The 24,500-nt window shown below is 63.3% G+C and carries 22 protein-coding genes and 2 pseudogenes; 8 read left to right on the forward strand and 16 right to left on the reverse strand.

Going from position 1 to position 24,500, the window contains the following annotated elements; genetic code table 11:
• Positions 1 to 64: 64 nt before the first annotated feature.
• The 7 genes from ASD63_RS11235 to ASD63_RS11265 form a co-directional block, all read right to left on the reverse strand.
• Positions 65 to 1,819, reverse strand: a complete 1,755-nt coding sequence (locus ASD63_RS11235) for an IucA/IucC family protein (RefSeq protein ID WP_060529291.1) — start codon at positions 1,817 to 1,819, stop codon at positions 65 to 67.
• Positions 1,803 to 3,587 carry an IucA/IucC family protein gene (locus ASD63_RS11240; RefSeq protein ID WP_060529292.1) on the reverse strand — a complete coding sequence of 595 codons (1,785 nt, stop codon included), beginning with the start codon at positions 3,585 to 3,587 and terminating at the stop codon, positions 1,803 to 1,805. Before ASD63_RS11240 ends, ASD63_RS11235 begins: the two co-directional genes overlap by 17 nt.
• A 102-nt stretch (positions 3,588 to 3,689) precedes the next feature.
• On the reverse strand, positions 3,690 to 3,980 hold the full coding sequence (locus tag ASD63_RS11245; RefSeq protein WP_034787636.1) for a DUF2218 domain-containing protein: 291 nt from the start codon (positions 3,978 to 3,980) through the stop codon (positions 3,690 to 3,692).
• A 110-nt stretch (positions 3,981 to 4,090) separates the two neighbouring features.
• On the reverse strand, positions 4,091 to 6,397 hold the full coding sequence (locus ASD63_RS11250) for a TonB-dependent receptor (RefSeq protein ID WP_082566290.1): 2,307 nt from the start codon (positions 6,395 to 6,397) through the stop codon (positions 4,091 to 4,093).
• A gap of 117 nt (positions 6,398 to 6,514) precedes the next feature.
• Positions 6,515 to 7,513 (reverse strand): FecR family protein, encoded by a 999-nt coding sequence (locus ASD63_RS11255; protein WP_051659105.1) that lies wholly within the window; start codon positions 7,511 to 7,513, stop codon positions 6,515 to 6,517.
• A gap of 165 nt (positions 7,514 to 7,678) precedes the next feature.
• Complete coding sequence (locus ASD63_RS11260) at positions 7,679 to 8,221, reverse strand: sigma-70 family RNA polymerase sigma factor (protein WP_034787638.1); 543 nt, start codon at positions 8,219 to 8,221, stop codon at positions 7,679 to 7,681.
• 117 nt (positions 8,222 to 8,338) lie between these two features.
• A complete protein-coding gene (locus tag ASD63_RS11265) occupies positions 8,339 to 9,280 on the reverse strand; it encodes a LysR family transcriptional regulator (protein WP_060529293.1) in 942 nt (313 codons plus the stop codon).
• 96 nt (positions 9,281 to 9,376) lie between these two features.
• Between ASD63_RS11265 and ASD63_RS11270 the strand changes: the two genes are divergently transcribed.
• Positions 9,377 to 10,792, forward strand: a complete 1,416-nt coding sequence (locus tag ASD63_RS11270; protein WP_060517859.1) for an aldehyde dehydrogenase family protein — start codon at positions 9,377 to 9,379, stop codon at positions 10,790 to 10,792.
• Between the two features lie 136 nt (positions 10,793 to 10,928).
• Here ASD63_RS11270 and ASD63_RS11275 read toward each other — a convergent pair whose 3' ends face one another.
• Positions 10,929 to 11,912 carry a TerC family protein gene (locus ASD63_RS11275; protein ID WP_034787640.1) on the reverse strand — a complete coding sequence of 328 codons (984 nt, stop codon included), beginning with the start codon at positions 11,910 to 11,912 and terminating at the stop codon, positions 10,929 to 10,931.
• A gap of 224 nt (positions 11,913 to 12,136) precedes the next feature.
• On the opposite strand from ASD63_RS11275, the gene ASD63_RS11280 reads away from it, so the two are divergent.
• The 3 genes from ASD63_RS11280 (at position 12,137) to ASD63_RS11290 (ending at position 13,987) form a co-directional block, all read left to right on the forward strand.
• A complete protein-coding gene (locus ASD63_RS11280) occupies positions 12,137 to 12,556 on the forward strand; it encodes a GNAT family N-acetyltransferase (protein ID WP_034787642.1) in 420 nt (139 codons plus the stop codon).
• A 128-nt stretch (positions 12,557 to 12,684) separates the two neighbouring features.
• Positions 12,685 to 13,599 carry a glutathione-dependent disulfide-bond oxidoreductase gene (gene yghU / locus ASD63_RS11285; RefSeq protein ID WP_034787644.1) on the forward strand — a complete coding sequence of 305 codons (915 nt, stop codon included), beginning with the start codon at positions 12,685 to 12,687 and terminating at the stop codon, positions 13,597 to 13,599.
• A 10-nt stretch (positions 13,600 to 13,609) separates the two neighbouring features.
• The gene (locus tag ASD63_RS11290) at positions 13,610 to 13,987 is read left to right on the forward strand and encodes a hypothetical protein (protein WP_034787648.1); all 378 of its coding nucleotides are present in this window, start codon (positions 13,610 to 13,612) and stop codon (positions 13,985 to 13,987) included.
• A 75-nt stretch (positions 13,988 to 14,062) separates the two neighbouring features.
• Here ASD63_RS11290 and ASD63_RS11295 read toward each other — a convergent pair whose 3' ends face one another.
• Together ASD63_RS11295 and ASD63_RS11300 are read right to left on the reverse strand one after the other, a co-directional pair.
• A complete protein-coding gene (locus ASD63_RS11295) occupies positions 14,063 to 14,800 on the reverse strand; it encodes a glutathione S-transferase family protein (protein ID WP_034787650.1) in 738 nt (245 codons plus the stop codon).
• Between the two features lie 197 nt (positions 14,801 to 14,997).
• Positions 14,998 to 15,768 carry an SDR family NAD(P)-dependent oxidoreductase gene (locus tag ASD63_RS11300; RefSeq protein WP_348272614.1) on the reverse strand — a complete coding sequence of 257 codons (771 nt, stop codon included), beginning with the start codon at positions 15,766 to 15,768 and terminating at the stop codon, positions 14,998 to 15,000.
• Positions 15,769 to 16,016: 248 nt separating this feature from the next.
• On the opposite strand from ASD63_RS11300, the pseudogene ASD63_RS11305 reads away from it, so the two are divergent.
• Positions 16,017 to 16,489, forward strand: a pseudogene (locus ASD63_RS11305) (VOC family protein).
• Between the two features lie 241 nt (positions 16,490 to 16,730).
• On the opposite strand, the gene ASD63_RS11310 reads toward ASD63_RS11305, so the two are convergent.
• The gene (locus ASD63_RS11310; RefSeq protein WP_034787656.1) at positions 16,731 to 17,426 is read right to left on the reverse strand and encodes a type 1 glutamine amidotransferase domain-containing protein; all 696 of its coding nucleotides are present in this window, start codon (positions 17,424 to 17,426) and stop codon (positions 16,731 to 16,733) included.
• A 122-nt stretch (positions 17,427 to 17,548) separates the two neighbouring features.
• Between ASD63_RS11310 and ASD63_RS11315 the strand changes: the two genes are divergently transcribed.
• Complete coding sequence (locus tag ASD63_RS11315; RefSeq protein WP_034787658.1) at positions 17,549 to 18,442, forward strand: LysR family transcriptional regulator; 894 nt, start codon at positions 17,549 to 17,551, stop codon at positions 18,440 to 18,442.
• A gap of 140 nt (positions 18,443 to 18,582) precedes the next feature.
• Positions 18,583 to 18,762 (forward strand): annotated as a pseudogene (locus tag ASD63_RS11320) (helix-turn-helix domain-containing protein); the annotation flags it as partial.
• 19 nt (positions 18,763 to 18,781) lie between these two features.
• On the opposite strand, the gene ASD63_RS11325 reads toward ASD63_RS11320, so the two are convergent.
• From ASD63_RS11325 to ASD63_RS11335, 3 genes are read right to left on the reverse strand one after another with little or no spacing between them, the layout of a single operon-like run.
• A complete protein-coding gene (locus ASD63_RS11325; RefSeq protein WP_034787664.1) occupies positions 18,782 to 18,997 on the reverse strand; it encodes a hypothetical protein in 216 nt (71 codons plus the stop codon).
• A 42-nt stretch (positions 18,998 to 19,039) separates the two neighbouring features.
• A complete protein-coding gene (locus ASD63_RS11330; protein WP_034787666.1) occupies positions 19,040 to 19,450 on the reverse strand; it encodes an SRPBCC domain-containing protein in 411 nt (136 codons plus the stop codon).
• On the reverse strand, positions 19,447 to 19,770 hold the full coding sequence (locus tag ASD63_RS11335) for a metalloregulator ArsR/SmtB family transcription factor (RefSeq protein WP_034787670.1): 324 nt from the start codon (positions 19,768 to 19,770) through the stop codon (positions 19,447 to 19,449). The genes ASD63_RS11330 and ASD63_RS11335 overlap by 4 nt, the downstream gene beginning before the upstream one ends.
• Positions 19,771 to 19,987: 217 nt before the next feature.
• Between ASD63_RS11335 and ASD63_RS11340 the strand changes: the two genes are divergently transcribed.
• Positions 19,988 to 20,566, forward strand: a complete 579-nt coding sequence (locus tag ASD63_RS11340; protein ID WP_034787676.1) for a flavin reductase family protein — start codon at positions 19,988 to 19,990, stop codon at positions 20,564 to 20,566.
• A 168-nt stretch (positions 20,567 to 20,734) separates the two neighbouring features.
• On the opposite strand, the gene ASD63_RS11345 is transcribed toward ASD63_RS11340, so the two are convergent.
• Positions 20,735 to 21,271 (reverse strand): invasion associated locus B family protein, encoded by a 537-nt coding sequence (locus ASD63_RS11345; RefSeq protein ID WP_034787678.1) that lies wholly within the window; start codon positions 21,269 to 21,271, stop codon positions 20,735 to 20,737.
• On the reverse strand, positions 21,271 to 24,321 hold the full coding sequence (locus ASD63_RS11350) for an autotransporter domain-containing protein (protein ID WP_162253346.1): 3,051 nt from the start codon (positions 24,319 to 24,321) through the stop codon (positions 21,271 to 21,273). The genes ASD63_RS11345 and ASD63_RS11350 overlap by 1 nt, the downstream gene beginning before the upstream one ends.
• Positions 24,322 to 24,500: the final 179 nt, after the last annotated feature.

The following is a 24,500-nucleotide window of genomic DNA, read 5'->3' on the forward strand; positions in this document are numbered from 1 at the left end:
AAGCCGAAAGGCCGGAAGCGTGGCTGTCCCTCAATCATCACCTGCATCTCAGTGATCCGTTCTCTCAGCGGACGCGGTCTCTTTCATGCCACCTCCTTCGTTGAAGCATCCTTGCGGCCAAGGCGTTTGCCACCTCGTGGTGGTATTCCGGCTTGAGCGCGAGCAGCTTCCTCGTCATCAGGGATTCGGTCAGGATGCGGGGTTGGTCGCAGCCGAGCTGCGCCAGCCGCTCCGTCGCGCCGTGCTCCGCCTCGTAGGCGGCAAGCACGGTTTGAACGCGCTGCCAGAAGAGCGTTTCCGGCAGGTTGTAGCAGTGGTCGAGAAGGTGGGAGATCTCACTCAAATTGTAGACGAACAGCGTGTCCATCACCAATTCGCGCAGCGAATCCAGGTTGTCCGTCCAATAGAACTGGTCGGGCTCCGCCTCCCGGTAGATCGGCTCGAGCGACAGGAAATCCGGCGCCTTTTCCGGCGCGCGCAGAAAGCCCGGCGAAAACTCGATGCTCTCGTGAAAATCGCGCAGGATCAGCCGGGCCGGCCAGCCATCGCGATGGACGAGCAGCATGTTCTGCCCGTGCGCTTCTACCGCAAGCCCATGGTGCACCAGCAGGTGCCAGACAGGCAGGACCGCGACTTCAATCAGGCGGTTGATCCAGGGCATCAAGCCGAAGCGCTGGATCCAGTCGTCGGCGAAGGCACGCCCGTCCGCTTCGACCATCATCAGCGCGTTGAAGGGAATGACGGCCTCGCCGGAGCCAAGCGTCGCTTCCGCGTTCTCGCGCCAGATGGCTGCGACCTGTCCGGCCAAAGGGCCGTCCCTGTCGGCTATGATGCCGGCATATTCCTGCAGGACGGTGAGCGGATAGCGGTCGCGAAAGGCCGGATCTCCGGCAACCATCTCGGCGATCCAGCGCGAGATCACCGGCGCCGTGCAGACCGAATGCGGCTCAAGGGTACGGCGCGACGAGGTGTTGACGATGTTGAGCGGCAGCTTGACGCTCGCGGCCAACGGTCGGTCCCGGTTCAACAGGGATCGGACCGACTGCGTCGCCGTGTATCGGTCCCCCGCCGGGCCGAGGCAAAGGGCTTCGCCCGCGGCGATCCAGCCAGAAAGCTGTCTCTCACGGAGTTCGCGCCATTGCCAGGGATGCAGCGGTACGAGACCGAACGCATCAGGCGAAACACCGCGCTCTTGCCGCTTCGCCCGGAGTTCGGACCAGGTTTCCTCCCCCAGTTCCGCTTCCCAGAAGGCATCCTCGTCACCGGGGATCGCGCAGCGAAGATGCTTGCGCGCCACCAGAAGCCAGACGAGCTGGAACGCTCCTCCCATTTCGGGCCCATAGGCTGCATGGTCGGCGACGGAAAAGCCGGTACGCGCCTTGTAGCAGGGATGATAGGGATGGCCCTCCTCAAGCGCTCCCTCCAACTCCGCAAATGACAAAGCGCGGCGCAGCCGCGCCGGTACCTGACGCTCGTTCCAGGCGCTGAAGGCGATCGTCTGCGTGAGTTCGTTGAGCAGCTTTCCGCGCGTCGGTCCGCTGCCCGGCAGGACGGATACCAGCTGCGCCAGCGGCGGCACGACCCAGCCGTCCGCATCATCGCGCATCTCTACCGATCCGGCAGCCAGCCGGAGCCGGCCAAAGGGGCCGATGGCGCCGTGGCAGCGGAACTGCCGGCCGCCGATCGACCAGTGGAAGGTGGTGACATCCCCGTCCGTGTGCTCGCTGGCCTCAACGATACCTTCGAACAGCAGCGCGGCAACGAGCTGGCGAAGCACCCGCTCGTCCGGGCGGCCCTTGAGATCAAGAGGCAATGGCATGGTCGGTCCTCGGCGCAGTCAGAACAGCCGGCGCCCTCAGCGGGTTCGGCACGGGGCGATAAAGGGACGGCGCGTTGCTGGATTGCAGTTCGTCGACGTCGTAGAGACGCGTCGTCAGGTTGGCCTTGGAGACGATCGTCGGCAGGTCGAGCACGTGACGGGCAAAGTCACGCCCGGCGCCACTCATTCGGCTGGCATAGCGCTCGAGATGCCCGCGCAGTTCGCGCAGGAGCAGGCTCTCATCGCAGAGCCCGTCATGGCCCATGCGGCTTATCACCGAGAAGACCTGATTGACGATCAGGTAATAGGCGAAGCGATCCCGAATCTCGCTCTCGGCAAAATAGAGGGACGCGATCGTTTGCGTCTCGGGCACATGGCCGGCAATCAGGCTGCGGTACCGCTCCGAGAGATAGAAGCCCTGATTGTCCCGATAGTAGCTGACGGACGGATAGCCGGTGCCGACGTCCAGCAGGCTGTTTTGCTGGTGGGCTTCGAGCGCTATACCATAATCGTCATAGAGGCGGATCAGCGGCTCGACGGCGCAATCGAGATACCGGCGAAACCAGAGGTGCGTCGCATCGAGCAGGCTCTCGCCCGTACGGGCGGCGACCGTCCGAACCAGCCGTTCGAGGCGCGAAACCTGCCCCGGTAGCGGATCGGCCGTCAGGGCCGCGACGGTGACGACGCCCCGCCCACCGCCGTCCGCAAATGGGTTCTCCCGCAGGATGACTTCAAAGCCGCTCTCGCTGCGTCCGGGCAGCTCGAGCGTGATATAGGCGGGGTCTTGAATGATGCGGAAGTTTCGCGAGCGTTCGGCAAAACCGATCCGGTCAATCAGCTTCGCCATTGCGACACCCGCTTCGAGCTCCTGACGACGATTGAGACGCACAGAGTTGGTGATGCGCACGGGCAGGGAAAATTTAAGCATCCAGCCGGCATCGGCGCCGTAAACCGTGCGCACCGACGAGGTCGCGGTAAAGGCCGGGCCGGCGGGGCCGAGATGCCGCAGCCGCCCGTCCCCCAGCATGCCGCGGATATCGGGATCAAGCAGCAGGGCTTCAGCCTGAAGCGGATGCATCGGCAACAGATACTCGTCGTCTCCGAGCGCGATGCCGTTAGCATCCGACCCGACGAGGGACCGCACGATCTCGGGCGCTGCAACCGCGCGCGCGCAATCGTGCCTGATATCGCCGCGTTTTGCCGCGAAGTAGTGCAGTTTGAACTGGCCGCGCAGTTCCGGCGCGTAGCTCTCCTGCTGCCAATAGGTCATGCCCTGGCGGCTCTTCGGCGTCGGGTGCTGCCAATGGCCAAAGACGAGCGACTGCTCCGCTTCGATGAAATGACCGCCGTCCGCCGGCTCCGGCGCGGCCCTGTCGATATAGAGTGCCGTTTGCTGGTAACTTTCGAGCACGCGCATCAAGAGTTCGAGCTCGAAGCCGCGCAAAACGTCGGCCTTGGCCTCGTCGACCTGGCGGTAGCATTCGTGCACCAGGATATGGAGCGCCGAAATCAGTTCGATATGGCGCCAGGTGGCGTCGGACACGCCCCTGCCCCAGACCCTGCCGAAATGGTGTGGGCCGCAGAGCGACGGCGATGTCACCTCGGCGCGCAGGATCATCTGCTGCCTGGGCAGAGACCATTCCACGCAGTCGACGGCGCCGCCTGCGGCGCGATGCATGGCCCGGATGCCCGGATTGACTTCGCGCAGGTAGCAGTTTGCGAAGCTTTGAAAGGTGGCGATTTCTGCTATTTGCCTAGACGATTGCATCCTGATCCTCGGCACGCGACACGCATAGCCGCGCAATTGCGTTGGGCGCTTTCGACCAACACATTGAATTTTCTTGTCGGAACTAGCTTGCGAGCGGTTCGCTTAGCCGGCGGGCTGCCAGGCAAGCGGATCGGGCTCTTCCCGGAACGCGAAGCGCAGAAGATGGCTTTCGATCACCGATTTCGTGTCCGCAAGGTTGGCGTCATCGGGTGAGCGGGCGCGGATGCTCAAGCCTTCTGATGTGGCATGGAGGTAGCCGGTGCCGCAGGAAAACCTGAGCTCGGCGCGCGGGCCCTCCTGTTCGACGTCGACCTTGTGGGCGAAATGCTTGCAGAGCTGCGTCAGGTATTTCTGGCCGTCTTCCGTCGCAAAATGGGTGGTGGCTTCTTGCATCTGGAACTCCCGTTTCGGCTTTCGCTTGCGTGGGCGGCGCTTGGGTGGCCGCCTCCGCTTGTTGAGGCAACGGCCACCTGGAGGCGGCGGCCGTTGCGGTCGCGGACGCCCTAGAAAGTCGCCTTGGCGGTCAGGATGAAGGAACGGCCCGGCTCGTAGAGTGGCGTCACCGTTCCGAACTCCTGACCGTAGGTCGCCCGATCCGAATAGGTTTCGTCGAAAATGTTCTTCAGTTCGGCGCGCAGCGACAGGTTCGGCCGCTCCGGCGGCACGTATTCGACAAAGGCGTTGAAGACTTGGTAGCCCTCGAAGGGCTTGCTGCCGTCGGCAACGTCGTCGTAGTCGAGCGCAATTTCCGCGTCGGCCCCGAAAGTGACGCCCCAGTCCGTCAGCGTGTGGACCGCTTGCAGCGTGATGATCTGGCCGGCCGGCGCGGCCAGATAGGTGCCGAGATCAGAATCGGCAGGCTTGCCGTCGATCTCCACGTCGATATTGGCGTATTTCACCTTGAAAAAACCATCGCCCCAGCTGTAGCCGGCGCCGATCTCGAAGCCGCGCGAGCGGACGTCATGCGCTTCGATCCCGCGCGTGACCGCATAACGCGGCGTGCGCGCGTCATCGATATCGGTTTGGAAGACGCTGCCCTCGACGGTGAAGTCGTTGTAGTTCGCCTCCAGGCCCAGGATATAGTTGTCCGCCGTCACCGGCTTCGGACCGCTGCCATAGTTCCAGTTGGGATTCATGATGAAGTTTTCGGCGAGCGGAATGCCTGCCCAGACGTGCGAATAGCCCGCCTTGGCGGTCAGCAGGTCCTCGATGAGGTCGTACTCGCCCGAGACGTTGCCGCTGAGGCCCGAATTGTTCCACTCTTCTCCCGTCGTCCCGGTAAACTGCTGCGTGTCGCCGCGCGCACCGAAGGAGAGGCGCGTTCTCTCCCAGGGCTCGAGCCGGGCCTGGGCATAGATGCCGACATTGCGCGCCTTCTCGGTGCTGGCATCGAACATGTCGTCGAGGTCAGCCTTGTCGTCATAAAAGTCAACGCCGGCAATGACGTTACCCATGTCGAACGAGAACTTGTTCTCGAACTTGCCGTTGAAGCTGCTCGTGGTGCCGGTGGCGGGATAGGGCGGAATGTTGAGGCGCGGCGGCAGGATGATCGGAATTTCGACCTCCGTCCTGGAGTAGGCGAGCATCAGCGTTGGATCCCACCAGCCCTCCGGCGTGCTGTCGGTATAGGTAAACACCGTGTTCTGCCGGTCGAGCATGTAGTCGCGCACGCGCGGCTCCCATGGTGGGCGTCCGTCGATAAAGCCGATATTAGCGCGAAACGGACGCGGCGCGTCGTCGCGAATGCGGTCGTGGCTGATCTCGAAACGGTCGCCGCTGTCGAACTCGTAGGCAAGCTTGCCAAGCCCGCTCAACACGTCTGTCGAGGTGCCTTCCACGTCCTGCCCATTGCCGGCGGTGAAATCGTTGCCGTTGCCGAAATTGAAGTAGCCGAGGAACTCGAGCCCGTCGCGCATGCCGTATGCGGAGATCCCGGTCGTCACCGTGTCGCTGTTGAAATTGTAGCTCGACGTGACAAAGCCGCCGAAGCCGTCGCCATCGAGCAGATCGCGCGCGTCGATCGTCTCGTAAGCGATCGCGCCGGCAAGCGCCCCGGGACCGGCATCGGCCGGCGCAACGCCGGCATCGACGTTGACGGCCTTCAGCAGGCCGGGGTCAATGAGGTTGGTGCCGTTGTGGTGGAAGACCTTGTTGTTCTGTCGGCCGCCATCCATCGTGACAGCGAGGCTGGTTTCCTCGATGCCGTGGACGTAGACCTTCTGCGACATCGGCAACGAGCTGCCGACCGAAATGCCGGGCTCGCCGGAAAACACGTCGGCAATGTTGGCGGGGTTCTTGCGCTTCAGGTCTTCCGACGAGATGACGATCTCGCCGGCGCCGAGCGGCCCGGCACCGAAGGCCGAAATCGGATCGAGGACCGTTGCTCCGTCCGCAGCGACAGCAGCGCTGCCACCCGCCGACACGGCCGAGCCGACCAGCGCGGTGCCGCCCGATATCCTGTAGGAAATGCCGGTGCCCGACAAAAGCCGGGCAAGCGCCTGGTCCGCCGTCATCGTTCCGCTGACCGTCGCCGAGCGAAGCCCCTGCGAGGTGGAAGCCGCCAGGGTCACCTGCAGGCCGGACTGCCGCCCGAAGGCGTTGAGCGCGGTGGAAAGCGGCTGCGACGGGATGTCGAAGCTGCGGGCGTTGCTGACGCGCGACGTGGTCTGCTGGGCGGAGGCCGTGGAAACGGGCATCAGCGCGAGCGAGGAAAACGCGGCGATCGCCGTCGTCGTCAGCAGGCGCCGTCTTTCACGGCGACGTCCCGTATCGAATTTCAGATGTCCCTTGCGGCATTTCGGCGAACGCATTTTACCCCCGTCTCGGCATTCCACGCGGCCTTGCGGGCGCGCGTTTCCAACCAAAGACGACCGGCCCCGGATTTTTTTTCACCGGCGCGCGATTTTTTCCTGATTTTTTTACTCCAATTAAAACCGCGTCAGGATGCGGCCATAGGGGGTCACCTCGCGTACCTTGCCGCCGAAAGGCTGCACCAGCGCCTGGAGCGCCCGATCCGGATCCTTCAGATCGTAGACGCCGGTTACACGCCGCCCTGCCAGATCCGGCTGCGGAATGGAAATCCAGGCAGAATGGTAGCGCTGCAGCCGCTCGGCGGCAGCGGCGACCGTGACATCATTGACGAACATCCTGCCGCTTCGCCAGGCGCCGATATCATCCGCCGCGATCGCGCTTCGCAAGACTGCGCCGGTCGCATGGCTCACCGTCGCCATTTCTCCCGGGGCCAGTTCGAAATTCTGCTTGTGCGCGTTTGCACTATAGGAGACGGCCACCGTGCCGTGCGCCAGCTCGACGGTCGTCTCCGTGCTCGCCAGCTGCACATCAAACGCAGTCCCCAGCACGGACACCTCGACGCCACCCGCCTCAACGACAAAGGGACGCGAGGGATCGCGGGCGACGTTGAAATAGGCTTCGCCCTTCAGCAGCCTGACATGGCGGGTGCCGGCGCTGATGTCGGTGGCGATGGCGCTGCCGCCGCCCATTTCGATGATCGTCCCGTCCGCAAGCGTAATCGTCCTGTTTTGCGCCGTCTCGGTCACGTGATCGGCCTGCCACCACACGAGAAGCGACGGCAGGGAGACGAAGAGGACGAGGCAGGCAGCAAGCGCCAGCGCCACGCCGGCGACCAAGCCGCCCGTTCCCATCCGGCGACGTTGGCGGACCGGTGGCTCGACGAAAACGGACGGCCTTGCCCCACGCCATAGATGCTCGTGCACCGGCGGCACCTCACCGAGCAGCTGCCAGGTCCGCAACGCCGTCTGCCAGGCTTGGCCATGCAATTCCGACTGGCCCAGCCAGGCGCGGAACCGGGCTTGCGTGTCGCGACAGTTCGGGCGCGCCTTCAACTCGAGGAACCAATCCATGGCCTCTTCGAGCAGCGCCTCCGATATGTGGTTGTCCTTGGTCAAAGCCCTGCCTGCCGCTTGGATGTTCGACGCCCTAGCACTTTGTTTCTGTAGCCCCCAACCCCGTCAAGCGGCGTCACCGGGAAGCGGGACGCTTCCGTGGTACTTTCGCTCTGTCATAAAGACGACCAGCACCCGATTTTTTTTCACACGGGGACCCCTGAAATTCTAGGAGGCCCCACCCGCAAGCGTTGTCGCAACCCGCATCATGGCGGCGCGCACGTGGCGGTGCGCCGTCGCGACGGAGATGTCGAGATGGGCGGCGATCTCTTCGAGGGTGTAGCCGCCGAAACGGTGCATCTCGAGCGCGACCCGCACTTCCTCGGGAAGGTCTTCGAGAATGCCGGAGATGCGTCTGATTTCGTCGCTGACGAGAATGATGTCCTCGGGCGTCGGCACCTCGATCGGCATCGACCAGAACGGCGGCTCGCTCTGCTCTTCCCGCGCTTCGATCTTGCGGCGCTTCAAGAGGTCGAGGGACAGGTTGCGGACGATCTTGTAGAGATACGCGAGCGAAAGCCCGGACGGTCCGGCAGAAGGCGGATTGCCGGTGTTTGCCGGCGCAAATCGAATGAAGGCCTCCTGCACGATATCTTCGGCCGTTTCCCGCGATCCGACGATCCGCGTGGCATAGGCGACCAGGGCAGTACGGTTGGCGAAATAGACCTGATGGCGCGTATCGATGTCGACCACTGTGTCTGATCCGATCATATAATTTCGATTTGGCGCGGCGTGCGCACCCCTGCCGAGAGGCGATCTATGGCCAAGGGACCAATCGAGCGCCGTGTCTCTTAGCACGCAGAAATAAACTTGTCTGTAATACTCATGTTAAAATTTCAAGGCTGGCGAATGCGGGGTGTGAGCGGGCGCGCGGGGGCCGCCGGAACGCAGTTCCCGGACCAGATCGATCAGGGCACGCAATTTCGCCGGTACGTGCCGGCGGCCAGGAAAATAGAGACATAGCCCATCGTAGGGCGGCGTCCACTCTTCCAGCACCGGAACCAGACGCCCGGCCTCGACGTCGTCGCGGACGTGATGATCGGAGAGATAGGCCAGTCCCACCCCGCCGAGAGCCGCCTGAAGCATGAGTTCGCTGTCGTCGAGGATGAGCGGTCCCGGCGCATCGATTTCGACGCTTTCCCCGCGCCGGGAAAACTCCCAGTGATAGATCCTGCCGCTTGCCATGCGCGCCCGGATGCAGGCGTGCTGCCTCAGATCGCCCGGCAGCAGCGGCACCGCTCTTTCGCGAAAATAGTCCGGCGAACCCACGACGATCATGCTCGACTGAGGCACGACCGGAACGGCGACCATATCCGGAGGAACCGCCTCGGCGAGACGAAACCCGGCGTCGAAACCGAGCGCTACGATATCCACCAGCGCATTGTCGGTCGCAACCTCCAGCGCCATCTCTGGATATCGCCTCAGATACTCGATCAGTAGCGGCCGCAAAACCATCTTCGCCGCTCCCGGGGAGGTGTTGAGCCGCAGCATGCCGCTCGGTCGTGCCTGAGACTCCGTCGCCCGCTCGACGGCGCCGTCGATGGCGGCAAGAGCCGGCAGGATCTCGGCAACGAAAGCCTCGCCTGCCGTCGTCAGCGCCACCGATCGCGTCGTGCGGTTGAACAGGCGCACATTGAGGCGCGCCTCCAGCGCCAGGACCGCATGGCTCAACGACGAGGACGAAACCCCGAGTTCCCGGGCAGCGGCCCGAAAGCCGCCGAGCCGCGCGATTGCCGCCACCGCCTCCAGTTCGGACAGGCTCGCCTTCATTGCGCTATTTTCCTCATCAGAGTGTCTGTGATTGATGATCTTATCCTGACGATCGTTCCGATGCATATCCTTTTCATCGCAACAGGAAATCGGACGATGAAGATCATTGAGCAGATATATGTCGATGGCGCTTTCGTTGCGCCTCACGGCGACGAGCGCTTCGCGCTTTTCAATCCCGCCACGGAGGAAAAGATCGGCGAGGTCCGGCTGGGCGACAATCGGGATGCGCACGCGGCCATTGCTGCCGCGAAACGGGCCTTCCCGGCCATGCGGCAAACGACACCGGCCGAACGCATCGCCATGCTGCAAACGCTGGCGAAGGCTGTCGCCGCCAACGCCGATGCGCTTCGTGCGGCCATGACCATCGAATACGGCGCGCCGCAGTCGTTCCTCGCATTCTCCGTGCCGCACGCCGCGAACGTGTTCGACGTCGCGGCAAGGACCGTGGCCGACTACGCCTTTACCCGTCGTATCGGCAATGCGGAGGTGGTGATGGAACCCGTGGGCGTGGCCGCGGCAATCACACCCTGGAACAGCAACATCGGCTTCATCTGCACCAAACTCGCCACGGCGATCGCGGCCGGCACGACCATCGTGATCAAGCCGTCGGAGATGAGCGCTATCCAGACCCAGGTGCTGCTCGAAGTCTTGCACGAAGCGCGACTGCCCGATGGCGTCCTCAATGTCGTCAACGGCTACGGCCACGTGGTCGGCGCGGAACTCAGCCGGCATCCCGACATCGCCAAGATCACCTTCACTGGCTCCACCACGACCGGTCGGGAGATCCTGCGCAATGCAGCGGAAAGCTTCAAGCGCGTGACGCTCGAACTGGGCGGAAAAGGGCCGCAGATCCTGCTCGATGACGCGGACCTCGACCGGGCGATCCCGCATGTTCTGGCATCGGCCTTCCGCAACAGCGGGCAGGCCTGCATCGCCGGAACCCGGCTTCTTGTTCCGAAGCGAAGACATACGGAGGTGATATCGCGCCTTGCGCACGCCGTTTCCGCGCTGCGACCCGGACCTTCGAGCGATCCGGCCTCCGACATCGGCCCGATGGTGAGCGCCCGGCAGTGGGAGCGTGTCCAGGCCTATATCCGCCTGGGGCAGGAAGAGGGTGCGACGCTTCTTGTCGGCGGCGAAGGCCGGCCGGAAGGGCTGCAACGGGGATGGTTCGTCCGCCCGACCGTCTTTTCCGGTGTGACCAACGACATGCGGATTGCGCGCGAGGAAGTCTTCGGCCCCGTGCTCAGCGTTCTTTCCTACGAAACGGAAGCGGAAGCGATCGCGATTGCCAACGACACGGAATACGGATTGCAGTCCTACGTTCTTGGCACCGACGCCGAACGTATGCGCAGCATCGCCCGACAATTGGAGGCGGGGCGCGTGGTGATCAACGAAACCCCGGCCGACGCTCAAGCGCCCTTCGGCGGGTTCAAGCAATCCGGCATCGGCCGCGAATTCGGTCCCTTCGGCCTCGACGCCTTCCTCGAACCGAAGGCGATCATCGGGTGATGCCTCGCCCGGACGGCTCGACCCGACGGGTCGTCCGGGCGAGGGTCAACCCCACGCTCGGCAAGGCCAAAAAGATCGCGGCGGCCCCCTTTCGAAGGCCGCCGCGTTTCTCGTCACGGTCGGATGAGCCCGGGCGTTATGCCGGCAGTTGCTCTTCCTTGGTCTTGACCAGGCTCCAGACAACACCCGAAGCGATGATCGCGAAGGTGACACCGAGCGACAGGGCCGCGGGGAACTTCTCTAGCCCCAGGAGATCGGCGACGAAGATCTTCGAACCGATGAAGATCAGGACGACGGCCAGCGCCGGCTTCAGGTAGCGGAAGCGATGGATCATGGCAGCGAGCGCGAAGTAGAGGGCGCGCAGGCCGAGGATAGCGAAGATGTTCGAGGTGTAGACGATGAACGGGTCCGTGGTGATCGCGAAGATCGCGGGAACCGAGTCGACGGCGAAGATCACGTCGGCCACCTCGACCATGACCAGCGCCATGAAAAGGGGCGTGATGAACCAGGTCATCTTGCCGGTCTTCGGGTTGACGAGCTTCACGAAGAAGCGCTCGCCGTGATGTTCCTCGGTGACGTTGAAACGGCTGCGCATGAAGCGCACGAGCGCGTTGTCCGAAACGTTGGGCTCGGCCTCCTTCATCACCAGCATCTTGATGCCGGTAAAGACCAGGAACGCAGCGAAAATATAGAGAACCCAGGAGAATTCGGCGACGAGCGTCGCGCCGACGCCGATCATGATCGCGCGCAGCACGATAACGCCAAGGATACCCCAGAAGAGCACGCGGTGCTGGTAGATGCGCGGGACGGCGAAGAAGGAGAAGATGAGGGCGATGACGAAGACGTTGTCGAGCGCCAGGGTCTTTTCGACGACGAAGCCGGTCATATAGGCAAGGCCGGACTCGGCACCGAGATACCACCAGACGAAGCCGCCGAAGCTCAGGCCGAGGGCGATATAGAAGGCGGAAAGCTTGACGCTTTCGGCAACGTTGATCTCCTTGTTCTCCTTATGGAGAATACCAAGGTCGAACGACAGGATAGCGATCACGAGGGCGAAAAAGCTCGCCCACAGCCACAGTGGCGTTCCCAGCCACACTACAGACATGAAGGAAAAGTCCACAGACGGGTCCCCAATCGGCACATGCTGTCGGAATAAGGTCCGACATCGCAAGAGTGCCGAAGCTCTCGCCAGAGGGGCCCGGACCAGCGGGTTAGGCGGCAGATAGGAGCTCGGTTTTCCGGTATCAAGGGAGGCCCATGATTTTTTTCAAGAACTCGGCCGCGCTTGCTGGCAGCCGAGCCCTGGTGGTCAAAATCGATCCCGGCAAACTCTGAGGTTGAACCGTGACGGTAGAGAATCCGACTGAAGTACCCGCGTTCGCCTGGCGCGGCGCATTTGAAAACAAGGAACTGAATACCCTGCACGCCGAATGCTTCGAGCACGCCTTGACCGATGACGACTGGTGGAGCCAGGTCAACCGCTTCAGCCTCGGCTGGGTCACCATGCGGATCTCGGGCGCACTGACAGGCTTCGTTAATGTCGCCTGGGACGGTGGCGTGCATGCTTTCCTGCTCGATACGATGGTGACGCTACCGTTGAGGCGTAAGGGTTACGCCACGCTGCTCGTCGAAGAGGCCGTAACGCACGCCAAGGCCTCGGGCTGCGAATGGCTGCATGTAGACTTCGACCCGCATCTGCGCGAATTCTACGTCGACCGGTGCGGTTTCGTGCCGACGGATGCCGGTCTCATCCAACTTCGATAAAAAAATTCTCCAGCGTCTGGCCTTTGAGCATGGTCGTCCTCGCAGCCAAGTCGATGTGGTGGCTTGATAAACTTCCTATATAAGCGAACACGACGTTCGAGGTTTCCGCCAAGACAAGGACAGATTTGATGACCGAAAAATCCCCCGCTGACAATTTCCCCGCCGGCTATGACGTTCCCAAGGTCTGGACCTGGGACAAGGGCAATGGCGGCGCGTTTGCCAGCATTAACCGTCCGACCGCCGGCGCGACGCGCGATCAGGATCTGCCCGTCGGCAAGCATCCGTTGCAGCTTTACTCGCTGGCGACGCCGAACGGCGTGAAAGTCACGATCATGCTCGAAGAGCTGCTGGCGGCCGGCCATAAGGACGCCGAATACGATGCCTGGCCGATCCGGATCGGAGACGGCGACCAGTTCGGTTCTGGCTTCGTCGACGTCAACCCGAACTCCAAGATCCCGGCGCTGATGGACCATGCGCCCAAGGGCGGCGGCGCGCCGGTGCGCGTGTTCGAATCGGCCTCGATCCTCACCTATCTCGCCGAGAAATTCGGCGCCTTCTTGCCGAGCGAGCTTCGCGCCCGCACAGAGACCTTGAACTGGCTGTTCTGGCAGATGGGCTCGGCACCGTTCCTCGGCGGCGGCTTCGGCCATTTCTATGCCTATGCGCCGATGAAGATCAAATACGCCATCGACCGCTACGCGATGGAGGTGAAGCGCCAGCTCGACGTGCTCGATCGCCATCTCGCGGAGAACCGCTTCCTCGCCGGCTCGGAATACACCATTGCCGACATGGCCACCTGGCCCTGGTATGGCAATCTGGCGCTCGGGCAGGTATATGGCGATGCCGGTACTTTCCTCGAGGTTCAGAGCTACGAGCACGTCCAGCGCTGGACGGCCGAGATCGCCGCCCGGCCGGCCGTCAAGCGTGGCCGCATGGTCAACCGCTTGAGCGGCAACCCGTCCGAACAATTGCATGAGCGTCACGACGCTTCCGACTTCGATACGAAGACTGAGGACAAGATCGTCGAGAAGCAGACCGCCTAAGGAGAATAGAATGGCCAAGCTGGCTGATATGACGAAACACCGGGGTTTTCCCTACGCCATGCCGGGCACGGGCATCCAGTTCGTCATCCGTCGGGCCAACCCCAAGGGAGCAACGCCGATCAAGGCGTTGCCCCGCCATGCCCGGCCCGGCTCGGGGGCGCACCGCATCGATGCGGCCTTCCTCCACGCCCTCTGGCATCATTTCGGCGCGGAACCATTCGAGCGCGGCAATCTCGATGCCGCCCGGCTGAACCTCCTGTTCGGACGCGAGGTGCTGCCGGTCGACAAGGATTTCGATCCCGTGTCCTACGAAGCATTGCTCGTCATCAACGAGAAGGTTGCCCGGCAAAGCTTCCCGGAATCGTTCGTCGACGTATTCGAGGTGTGATGTCGGCGGCGGCTGGCCGCTCCAACTGTTTGAGGTGGCGCACCGCCTGCCGGTGCGCCACCTCACTTTCTTAAATCACGCGCGGAGTGCGCCCGTCATCCGCAACACATCCTCGAGCGGGACGAGGCCCTTCATCGCACCGCTGCCGGTAACAGGCTCGCCATCCTCGATCGCCACTGCGAAGCGGAAGGCCGGATCGGCCTCGATGCGCTGGCGCAGCGCATGGATGCGCGGATAGTTGCGCGCATAGTCCTTCGGATCGATCGCCTCATGGAAATCGACCCAGCGGGCCACGCCGGCAAAGACCGCATCGGCAAGCGTCGGCCGGTCGCCGATGAGGTAATCGCTGTCGCCCATCATCGCTTCGAGCTGCTTGTGACGCTTGGCGACGAATTCGCGGCCGAAGGCGCGCAAGGTTTCGCGGTATTCCTCCGTGGCGCCTTCGGATTCCAGCGCCACCCACATCGAGAAGAACGCGCCGGTAAAGCCGGTGTTGAGGAAGGCGATGAACTGGTGCATGCGGTCCGCCTCGAAAGTGCCCGGGGCGAAGCTGATGCGACGCTCCTGATCGCGCCCCTCCAGCCATAAGGCGATCGCCATGGTCTCGGTCAGCACGTCGCCCTTGTCGGTCACGAGAGCGGGCGTTTCGACCCGACCGTTGAAGCGCTCATAGGCGTCGGTGCGCATTTCCCCGAGCATGTCGACGCGGGTGAGGCGATAGGGCTGGCCGAGCCATTCCAAGGCGGTGACCAGGCCGGCGGAACTTCCGAGTGGAAAGCCTGAGGTGAAGATCGGTTCAGAGACACTGTGCATGATGTCGTTTCTCCATTGTTGATGTCATGGATATATCGACGTGGACGGCGCCTCTGTAGTCGGCCTAAATTGGACTTATCGTCTGCATATGTGGACGATCGAGATTGAAGGATCTCGGCGAACGATGCCTGATTTTCGCCGAACGCCATTGGGGCGTTCGGCAATGTATCGGATCGGTCTCTGACAGGCCCCCGCCGCTAGGCGGAGCGAGCCGGAGACGGATAGAGGCCGCCTTCGTCGGCATCGACGGTGATCGACAAGGTTACATGCCGCGGCCGCGTCAGCGCGAACAGCACTGCCTCGGCGATGTCCCGGTTCGTCGCCGCCTCGCCCTTCCGTCGACTGCCGGCCGCCTCCCATGCGCCATCAAGCGGCGAGATGTCCTCAATGTATGGCGGGTGGACGACGATCGAACGGACGGGGGTACCTGCAAGCTTCTGGCGCAGGCCATCGGCCAGGGCGGCCTGCGCCCGCTTGGCAGCATAAAAGGGCACGGACACGGTCTGGAGTGCGGCATTAGGCAGGCCGCTGATCGAGCCGATCGTGACGATATCCGGCCGGGGCGAGTGAGCGAACAAAGGCAGCAGCCCCTGGGTGAACAGGAAGGTCCCGGTAACCGCCGCGTTGACGACGCCGAGCACCGCGTCATCAGGATGATCCTCGTCACTGTCCTCGAGCCACATGGCGCCGTTGTTCACGAGGATATCGATGCGTCCGTTCTCGGCCTTGATGCCCTCGACTGCCGCAGCCACGCTTTTCGCATCCGCAAGATCGAGCGCAACGGTTTGTACCCGTCGCCCGAAAGCACGGACAATCGGTTCGGCCACGTCCGTGAGCGCGCTCTGGCTGCGCCCGCACAACACGAGAGCGCAGCCCGCTTCGGCCAATGCATAGGCCAGGGCCGCTCCGAGGCCGCGACCAGCACCTGTTACCACCGCAACAGTTCCATTCAGTTGTATCATCCGCATCCCCTAGGAGCGCGCGAAGAGAAGCCTCGCGCGCGTATCGAGGCTGCACAATTAGGTATCAGCGGTTGAACTTCCAACGGGAAAGCGCCGGATGCGACGACCCGGCGCACATGCCTTCGACGCGCGTTCCGTCGGGCAAAGGCAAGTGCGGGAAGATTTCAGGGTGGAGAAACGGGGGCACCGACCTATCTCGCAGAGCAGGTGGCGAAGGAAACGGCCCCTCCGGCTTCAAAACGAAAGGACGCGTCATGGCCAAGAATACGATCTGCCTCTGGTACGACAAGGAGGCCGAGACAGCCGCTCGCTTCTACGCCGAGATCTTTCCCGATAGCCGGGTCAGTGCCGTGCACCGCGCGCCCGGCGACTTTCCGTCGGGCAAGGCGGGAGACGTGCTGACGGTGGAGTTTACGGTCGCCGGAATTCCCTGCCTCGGCCTCAACGGCGGGCCGATGTTCAAGCACAACGAGGCCTTTTCGTTCCAGGTCGCCACCGACGACAGGAGGAGACCGACCGCTACTGGAACGCCATTGTCGGCAATGGCGGACAGGAGAGCGCCTGCGGCTGGTGTAAGGACAAATGGGGCATTTCCTGGCAGATCACGCCAAGGGTCCTGACCGATGCCCTGGCGGCCGGCGGCGGCGAAGCAAAGCGCGCCTTCGAAGCGATGATGACCATGGGCAAGATCGACGTCGCTGCGATCGAGGCGGCGCGGCGCGGCTGAAGCCTCCGCTCCGACGGAACTTTCCGGCCCGAGACGGCTTACCCAATGGTGTGCGGGCCGTGTCAACCGGACGCGACAGGGATGGTGAACATGGCGGTTTTTCCGGTTTCCCGCCATGGCCAACGCAATGGCAGTCGAGCGCCCCACCTGTCCGGTTCGCCTCACGCTGTCGGCGACGCATCGCCGGCAGCACGATCGGGACAGACTTGCCGAACCTTTCCAAGTGCCCGGCTACGCGGGATCAGGCACTCAGGATATCGCGAAGCGCCTCGCCGACCCCAGTCGCCGACTGCGGGTTCTGGCCGGTGATCAGCCTGCCATCGACAACCACCTTCGATGTCCAGTCCGCGGCCGGATGGTGCGTCGCACCGCGCTCGACAAGCGTGCTTGCGAGCAGGAACGGGACCGTCTTGTCGAGGCCGACGGCGCGCTCTTCGGAATCGGTGAAGGCGCTGACGTTGCGGCCAGCAACCAGATAGCGGCCGTCGGAAAGCTTGACGTTTACGAGGGCTGCCGGTCCGTGGCAGACCGCCGCGACAGCACCGCCGGCCTCGAACACCGAACGCGTCACCCGGTCGACGGCGCGGCTTTGTGGCAGGTCCCACATGGCGCCATGACCGCCGGCGAAGAAAATGGCCGCGTAGCGGGCGGGATCGATATCATCGAGCCGAACCGTCGTGCGGATTGCGGCACGGAACCCTTCGTCGTTCCAGTAGCGGACATTGGTCCCGTCATTGAGGTCGAGCCCGTCGACCGGCGGCTCGCCGCCCTTGATCGAAGCAAACTCGACGGCAATGCCGGCCGCCTCGAGCACGGCAAGCGGGTGGGTGACCTCTCCAAGATAGAAGCCGGTGGGTTGGCCGCCCTCCCCCTTAGTGCCATGGCTGGTGAGCACAAAGAGCACAGGCTTTTTCGGAACGGATGTCGTCTCTGGCATCATTTTCTCCTGGTTGAAGCGAGCCTGACATTGCGGCTCTCAATTGATGCTGCTTATTTATTGCTTCCATCTGCGGCGATAAATGCGCCGCGCAGGAAATGATCTGGTCTTCAGAGGCAAAAATGCGTCGCTTCGATCACCTCGCCGATGTCGAGGCTTTCATCACCGTCATGGACAAGGGGTCGATGACCGCAGGAGCCGTCGCGCTGGCCACGACGCCTTCCGTGCTGAGCCGCGCCATCACCAGGCTCGAGACGAAACTCGGCACGCAGCTGGTGCGGCGGACGACGCGGCGCATCAGCCTCACCGACGCCGGGCGGGTCTACCTCGATCAGGTGCGAGCAGCCTTCGAGACAATCGATCAGGCCGAACGCGCCATTCAAGGCGACGGCGTTGTTGCCGGACGCGTTCGGCTCAGTGCGCCCACGACCTATGGCCATTTCCAGCTGCCGGAAAAGCTGACCCGCTTCGCGACGAGGCATCCATCCGTCACCGTCGAGCTGTCGATTGCCAACCGCAATGTCGATCTGGTCGCCGAGGGCTACGACCTTGCCATACGCCTCGGCCAGCTCCCCGACAGCGGCATGATCGGCAGAAGGCTCGAAGATGCGCCGTTGAGGCTGGTCGCCTCGCCCGATTACGTCGCGCGGCGTGGCATGCCGCGTTCTGTCGACGAGCTCGCAGCACATACCTGCCTGCCCTTCATCATGCCGAGCAGCGGGCGTCCGGCCCCATGGCTGTTGCGCGTCGCCGGAGCCGACCTCGACTGGATACCCCATGGCCCGATCCAGGTGGAGGACGACGTGCTCGGCACCGTCTCGTTGACGGAGGCAGGCCTCGGGATCTGCCAAACCTATGATTTCATCGCGCGCGACCGCCTGGCGCGCGGCAGCCTGGTCGAGCTTCTGCCGGAATTCGGTGGCCGGTCGCGCCCCTTCTCCCTCATTTATCCGCCGCACAGAAACCTACCGGCTGCGACCCGAGCATTGATCGACTGCCTCGTGGAGCAGGCCTGAGGGAAGCGCTCGTCAGTTCGCGCCGTGGCCGTGGTGCCACCGCGCGCAATCAGCGGATCCGCAGTATGACAATCAGCAGCGATTTTGCGCCCTATCTGTTTCGCTGGTCGCTTATGCCCGATGTTGGGCCGATCGTAGAAGCACGTGTCGCGGCGGCCAGGCGCCTGCTCGAGCAGGGGCAGGACGCCCCCAAGCAGGTCGCCGCCCGCTGCGGCTTTGCCGATGCCGATACGCTCCGGCGCGCCTTCATGCGCCATGTCGGCGTCACGCCGGCCGAATATCGCAAGCGCTTTGCCAGCCCGGCTCTGTCCGCGGATTGAGCCGGGCTGGCGCTATTCCCTACTCCGCCGCCTGCATCCTGCCCTCGGGCTTGCCCAGATAGGGCAGCACGAAAAGGTAAATGCCGGTCGGTAGCAGCACCGCCAACGGCGGCAGGGGCAGGTAGTAGACCCATTCGGGGAGCGTCATTACTGGCATGCCGGCAAAGATCGCGGCAACGGCCAGGGAGAAGAGCAGCGACGTCCAGCGATGGATTTTCCGGATCAGGGCGGTCATTCTGGCACCTTGGGTTTGAGCAACGGTCGTCAATGGCTGCGATCAGTCGAGTTTCGCGACGACGTCTTCCAGCTGGGTGAAGAAGCGTGGCCATCCGACCGTCGCGCCCTGGAAATAGGCCTTTTGGTCGGCTCTGAAGCCGCGCTGTTCCATGCGCAGGCTCGTGCCGCCCCTGGCGGGCGCGAGCGTCCAGGTGACGACACTGGTCAAGTCCTTGGTGTCCCAGCGATAGGCGAGCGAGCGGTTCGCCTCGATCGTCTGAACCTCGCAATCGACCTGGCCCCAATCGGCGGAAAGGGTAAAGCGACGGCCGACTTCGGGAATGAAATCGTTGCGCATCAGCCATTCGGCAATCAGATGCGGCTGCGTCAGCGCGCGCCAGATCTTCTCCGGCGGATAGGGAAAGTCGCGTTCGACGACGACAGAGCGGGTGGTTTCCGTTGTTTCGATCATTGGTCCATTCTCTTCAGGAGATCATCGAGATCGTCGAAGCGGTCCTGCCAGAAGCCGGCCATCTCCGTCGTCCAGTCAACCAGCGTCGCGAGCGCTTCGCGCCGGGCGCTGTAATAGGTGTAGCGGCCCTCATGCCGGTCGTGCACGAGCCCTGCAGCCTTCAGGATCTTGAGATGCTTGGACACGACCGGCTGCGAAACCCCGGCATCGGCCAACAAGCCGACGACCGTGGTATCCCCCTGGCGGCAAAGGTGTTCGAAGAGCCCACGGCGTGTGGGATCGGCGAGCGCCCGAAAAACCGCGTCCTGTAACTCAGTCATATCTCATACCCGTTTGGCTATGAAATAACGTATAGCCAAACGGGTATGCGTTTGTCAAATGCTTATGTTTCGTCGGCCCGCATCCCTTTCAAGTGCCTTAGCCGCTGCCGTACCGCCCCTCCGGCACCGCGAAAGGTTGCGCTTGTTGGCGAAATGCAGCGCCCCTATAGAAGAGGCATGATCGGTCAATGTCCGCCAATGGCGGTGAGGTAGTCTGATGGTTTCGCATATTCGTGCCGTTCCTCTCGAAAAGGCATACCGGCTGCTGAACCATGGCCCGACAGTCCTGGTTTCCGCCCGCCATGGCGGCGTTCAGGATGTGATGGCGGCAGCCTGGGCCTGCGCGCTCGATTACGATCCGCCCAAGCTGACGGTCGTGCTCGACAGCGCCACCCGTACCCGCAGCCTCGCGGAGGAAGCGGGCGTGTTCGTCATCCAGGTGCCGACCGCCGCCCAGGCGCTGCTGACCCATGCGGTGGGCACCACGAGCCTTCACGACGATCCCGACAAACTTCGCAACGCCGGCGTCAAACTGTTCGACATGCCGGACTATGATCTTCCGCTTGTTACCGGTTGCTCCGCCTGGCTCGCCTGCCGGCTGATCAGCGAGCCGTCGATCGAGAGCCGCTACGACCTGTTCATCGGCGAAGTCTTCGCGGCCTGGGCCGACGATCGCGTGTTTCGCGACGGGCATTGGATGTTCGAGACGGCCGATCCGGCCTTGCGCAGCCTGCACTATGTGGCGGGCGGGCATTTCTACGCCATCGGCGATGCGATCGACGTGTCCTCCCGATAGGCCGAAAGCGCCCACCAACGGTGGCGCGTCCGGATGGCGACACTCGGTTCCCCCCATGGAGAAGACCCGGCCGCGCTCTTTCGCACGACCGGGCCCGCCCCGGGAGGCTACGCACCTTAAAAAAACCGGCCAAAAGCCTGGCGGTGAAGCGAAGGCCGTGACGTTGCCTCAGCTCTTTCCGGACAGGGCGATCACCCGGTCGAGTGCTGCAGCGAAGCCCTTGAGCGAGACAGCGAACGCCACGTCCTTTTGGCTGTCGCTGGCGAACGCGCCGATCTTCAATGCCGTGCCGCTACGAAGCAGCGCAACCGTCGCTTCGGTGAAGGTCAAAGGCACGATGCAGCCGAGCGGCAAGCAGGTGCGGAAGCGGGTCGGCTTGCCGCCGGTCGCGTCGTCGACGCCAAGCGTCACGCCCTTGTCCAGATAAAGACCGAAGGGGAGCGCGAGGCTCCCCTCAAGCCCGGCTTCGGCCGCCGTGCGAAGCTCGATCGTCAGGACATGCTGACCGCTCTTGTGGAACTGGCGCTGCGAGAGGAGGCAATGTTTCTTTCCCTCGATCTCGGCGCAGGCGACGCTCCAGTCCTCGTAGGTCTCCGAAAGCTGGGAGGGCGCCGCGGGTTTGCCGGCGGCGTCTTCGCCATGAAGCGGCGTGATGGCGACGAACGTCGCCATCAGCATTGTCGAGAGCCAGACGAACCTGCGCATCAGAAGCGCACATCGAGCTTGGCGTCGACCGCGTTCTGCGTCGTGCCGGAGCCGAACTGGCCGGTATAGGTGATGCCGAGGCTCGCATTGCCGGTCAGCGCGAAGTCGATGCCGGCTTCGATGATCGCCGCATCCTCGGCGATCGGCGTACCGGCGACCGAGAAGGCGCTGCCCGTGCCGAACGCCATCGACGAGAACGGGGTCGTATCGCCGAAGGCATGCTGCCAGCCGAGCATGCCGCGCAGCTTCGCTTCGGTCGTGCCGAGGCTGAGCGGAGCCGAAGCGCGAAGACCGAGCGTCGTGAAGGTCGTATCCGTCGTGTTGCTCCGGCTCGAAAGGGCCGCCGCACCACCGCGCTCGGTGAAGCCGTCGGTGTGCAGGCTGACATAGGCGAGGTTGGCGAACGGCTCGAGCGCGACACTCGGCAGGTCGATGCGGTAGCCGACTTCACCGAAGGCCTGGAAGGTACCGGCGTCATAATCGGCCTTCAACTGATCGCTGAAGCCCGGGAAGGCGACATTGCGCGACGTGTTGATCGAATGCCAGGTATAGGCAAGGCCCGAGCGCAGTGCGACGTCGCCCCACCGGCTGCCGCTATAGACACCAAGGTGGTAATTGTCGCTGTTGCCGCTCGCCGAGCGGCTGTCGACGTCGAAGTTGGTCCGGCTGTAGCCGGCCATGATACCGACGAGCGCATTGTCCGAGATAGCCGCATCGAAACCGGTAACGAAACCGCCGGTCGACTGATCGAGCGCACCGGCGTTGCCGTTGCCGTCGGTGTTGGTCCAGGACCCGAACACCTGTCCCCAGCCGACCATGGCCGGCGGCGCCACCGGGACAGAGTTGACCGCCGCGACTGCGCCTGTCGTGATCTTGTCCTCCGGACCGTAGGCCAGAACCGGGACGTTTGCAGCGCCGACGTCGCCGAAAGCATCGCGGATGCGGTCGTTCGCCGCGTGGCGCAACAGGCTGCTGTCGTTGATCAACGCGGTCTGGGCCGACGCATGGACTTCGCCGGAGAGCTGATCGAAGGCACGGCGTGCCCCGGCGCCGTCGAGCAGTGTCAATGCATTGTAGAGGCCGACCGACGGGCCGCTCTGGGCAAGAGTGTTCAGCGCCAGTGCCGTCTGCCGTTGGTTGCCGGTGGCAGCCTCGCCTTCGAAGACACCAGGCTTGGGCTCTCCGCCCGGCTCGCCCGGTTTCGGCTCTCCACCCGGCTCACCCGGCTTACCCGGCTCTTCGCCGCCCGGCTTGCCGCCGTTCTTGACCTTGATCGTCAGATCGACCTGCTTTTCCTTCTGGTCGAGCGAGATTTCGAGGAACGCCGATTTCGAAATCGCCTCGGCGAACTTGCCTTCGATCGCACGATCGGCGGTCAGGATCGTGTAGGTCTGACCGGTCTTGTAGCTGGTGTTGGCGTCGAGTGCCGTCACCTGGACATTGGTACCGGTTCCGATCTTGGCGATACCGGTGTTGTCGTTGGTGCCTATGCTCTTGACAACGATCCGGTCGGAGCGGCCGTCGCCGGCGATATCGGCCTCATAGATCGAGCCAGAGGCCATATCCAGCCGGCCCATGATCGTCAGCGTTCCGGTCGAATTGTTGCCGGGCGAGATGATCGCATTCTTGTCGATAAACGTGTCGCCGACCGTGCCGGAGCCGCCGAGCCTGCCGAAAGCGGTCGAGTTCGGATTGCGAATGCGGTTCAACTCGCCGAGCACATTCACTTCATTGGTATAGAAACGATCGCCCTCAACACGTCCCGTTTCGCCATCGACGATCAGGGTGCCGCCGCTCACTTCGAAGCGGGTCTCGCTGAAGTCCACGGGACCGTTGTCCGGGTCGTTGTCGATCGTGTCGATATTGCCCTTCAGGACCAGCTTGCCGCCGGAGACATTCACCTTGCCGTAGAACTTCGACAGGTCGCCGCCAACGATGGTCTCGCCGGAGAAGTTGGTGATCGTGCCCTTGCCGACCATCGTGTTGGCGAACTCGTAGCCCGTGTTCGTATGGTTGAAGTTGACGTAGCCCTTGCGCGGTCCGAAATCGATCTTCGCCGAGGAATTGACCGTGCCTGCCGCCTGCGCCTGTTCGGCGATCGGTTCAGCGATGTTGTTGAGATTGACCTTGCCGCCAATCGTCAGGTTGCCAATGCCCTCGTTGTTGATGCCGCCGACGGCGGAGAGCACGATGTCACCGCCAACCGAGAGCTTGCCGCCGTTGGCGATCGAAAGGTTCGCCCGACCAGCCTCGCCGATCAGCAACCTGTCGGCGACCTTGAGTTCGCTGCCGGCGCCGTCGATAACGGCCTGGATGGTGTCGGTGCTCTCGTCCTCACGCAGGATCGCGGTGTTGGTGGAAACGACAGCGCCCTTCTCGACGGTAAAGCTGTCGCCGATCGTGAATTCACCGGTGTTGACCCAGCGCGTATTGTCGCCGGTGACGAGCACCGTGCCGTTTTCGAAGTAGGTCTTGTTGGTGTTGACGAGGCCGCCGTCCTCGATCCGAACTGTAGCGGTGTTGAGCGTCAGTGCACCGTAAGCGACCCCCAGGAACTCGGTGTTTAGCATGGAACCCGCGCCGCGCACCACGAGCGTTCCGTCGCCCTCCTGCAGGGCGCCGACATAGGTCTCCTTAGCCGAAACCTTGCCGCCGTTCTCGACGATCAGCGTGCCCTTGCCGCCATAGATACCGCCTTCGAAGCCGCCAACAAAGAGCATGCGGTCGCCGTTGGGATTGGCATCGACGATGTCCCAGGTCGAGCCCGGCCCGGAGACGACGACCGTGCCGACGCTGCCGCGACTGTCTGCTATGTAACCATCGGTACTTTCAACCTTGGCGCCATTGTTGATCGTCAGTGTCGCGCCACCCGGCCCGCCGCGGATAACGAGATTGCCGTTGATCGTATGGTCGCTGGACCACGTTGTGTCGTTTGGAACCAACAATCCGGCCGCCTTTGCGGGCGACGGCACGAGTGGCACGGCGGCCAGAGCCAGCGAGAGCAGGCCGGCGCGACCGAGCGCCGTCGAACTCAGAAGGTTGATCCTCAAAACGTCCGCCTTCGCACAGGTATTCAATGTCTGCCCCTTTTCCTTTTCATTCGTGGGCGTACAAATCCCAGGCGAACGGATTCGCCGGGAAAGCACGGGTCATGGGGCGGCTATAGCAAGCCCGCAAAAAGCGAGAATTCGGCTTTCTGCAAACGGCAGATTGCGGCGTCGAAGGGCTG

This window comes from Ensifer sp. Root558 (genome assembly GCF_001427045.1).
GTDB classification, from domain to species: Bacteria; Pseudomonadota; Alphaproteobacteria; order Rhizobiales; family Rhizobiaceae; genus Ensifer; species Ensifer adhaerens.

Excerpts from the sequence above, each read along its gene's own strand:
- ASD63_RS11270 (WP_060517859.1), top strand. The coding sequence starts at position 9,377 with ATGAAGATCATTGAGCAGATATATGTCGATGGCGCTTTCGTTGCGCCT.
- ASD63_RS11310 (WP_034787656.1), bottom strand. The coding sequence starts at position 17,426 with ATGCCAGAGACGACATCCGTTCCGAAAAAGCCTGTGCTCTTTGTGCTC.
- yghU (WP_034787644.1), top strand. The coding sequence starts at position 12,685 with ATGACCGAAAAATCCCCCGCTGACAATTTCCCCGCCGGCTATGACGTT.
- ASD63_RS11240 (WP_060529292.1), bottom strand. The coding sequence starts at position 3,587 with ATGCAATCGTCTAGGCAAATAGCAGAAATCGCCACCTTTCAAAGCTTC.
- ASD63_RS11325 (WP_034787664.1), bottom strand. The coding sequence starts at position 18,997 with ATGACCGCCCTGATCCGGAAAATCCATCGCTGGACGTCGCTGCTCTTC.
- ASD63_RS11290 (WP_034787648.1), top strand. The coding sequence starts at position 13,610 with ATGGCCAAGCTGGCTGATATGACGAAACACCGGGGTTTTCCCTACGCC.
- ASD63_RS11260 (WP_034787638.1), bottom strand. The coding sequence starts at position 8,221 with ATGATCGGATCAGACACAGTGGTCGACATCGATACGCGCCATCAGGTC.
- ASD63_RS11250 (WP_082566290.1), bottom strand. The coding sequence starts at position 6,397 with ATGCGTTCGCCGAAATGCCGCAAGGGACATCTGAAATTCGATACGGGA.
- ASD63_RS11340 (WP_034787676.1), top strand. The coding sequence starts at position 19,988 with ATGGTTTCGCATATTCGTGCCGTTCCTCTCGAAAAGGCATACCGGCTG.
- ASD63_RS11295 (WP_034787650.1), bottom strand. The coding sequence starts at position 14,800 with ATGCACAGTGTCTCTGAACCGATCTTCACCTCAGGCTTTCCACTCGGA.
- ASD63_RS11315 (WP_034787658.1), top strand. The coding sequence starts at position 17,549 with ATGCGTCGCTTCGATCACCTCGCCGATGTCGAGGCTTTCATCACCGTC.
- ASD63_RS11265 (WP_060529293.1), bottom strand. The coding sequence starts at position 9,280 with ATGAAGGCGAGCCTGTCCGAACTGGAGGCGGTGGCGGCAATCGCGCGG.
- ASD63_RS11300 (WP_348272614.1), bottom strand. The coding sequence starts at position 15,768 with ATGCGGATGATACAACTGAATGGAACTGTTGCGGTGGTAACAGGTGCT.
- ASD63_RS11335 (WP_034787670.1), bottom strand. The coding sequence starts at position 19,770 with ATGACTGAGTTACAGGACGCGGTTTTTCGGGCGCTCGCCGATCCCACA.
- ASD63_RS11235 (WP_060529291.1), bottom strand. The coding sequence starts at position 1,819 with ATGCCATTGCCTCTTGATCTCAAGGGCCGCCCGGACGAGCGGGTGCTT.
- ASD63_RS11245 (WP_034787636.1), bottom strand. The coding sequence starts at position 3,980 with ATGCAAGAAGCCACCACCCATTTTGCGACGGAAGACGGCCAGAAATAC.
- ASD63_RS11330 (WP_034787666.1), bottom strand. The coding sequence starts at position 19,450 with ATGATCGAAACAACGGAAACCACCCGCTCTGTCGTCGTCGAACGCGAC.
- ASD63_RS11345 (WP_034787678.1), bottom strand. The coding sequence starts at position 21,271 with ATGCGCAGGTTCGTCTGGCTCTCGACAATGCTGATGGCGACGTTCGTC.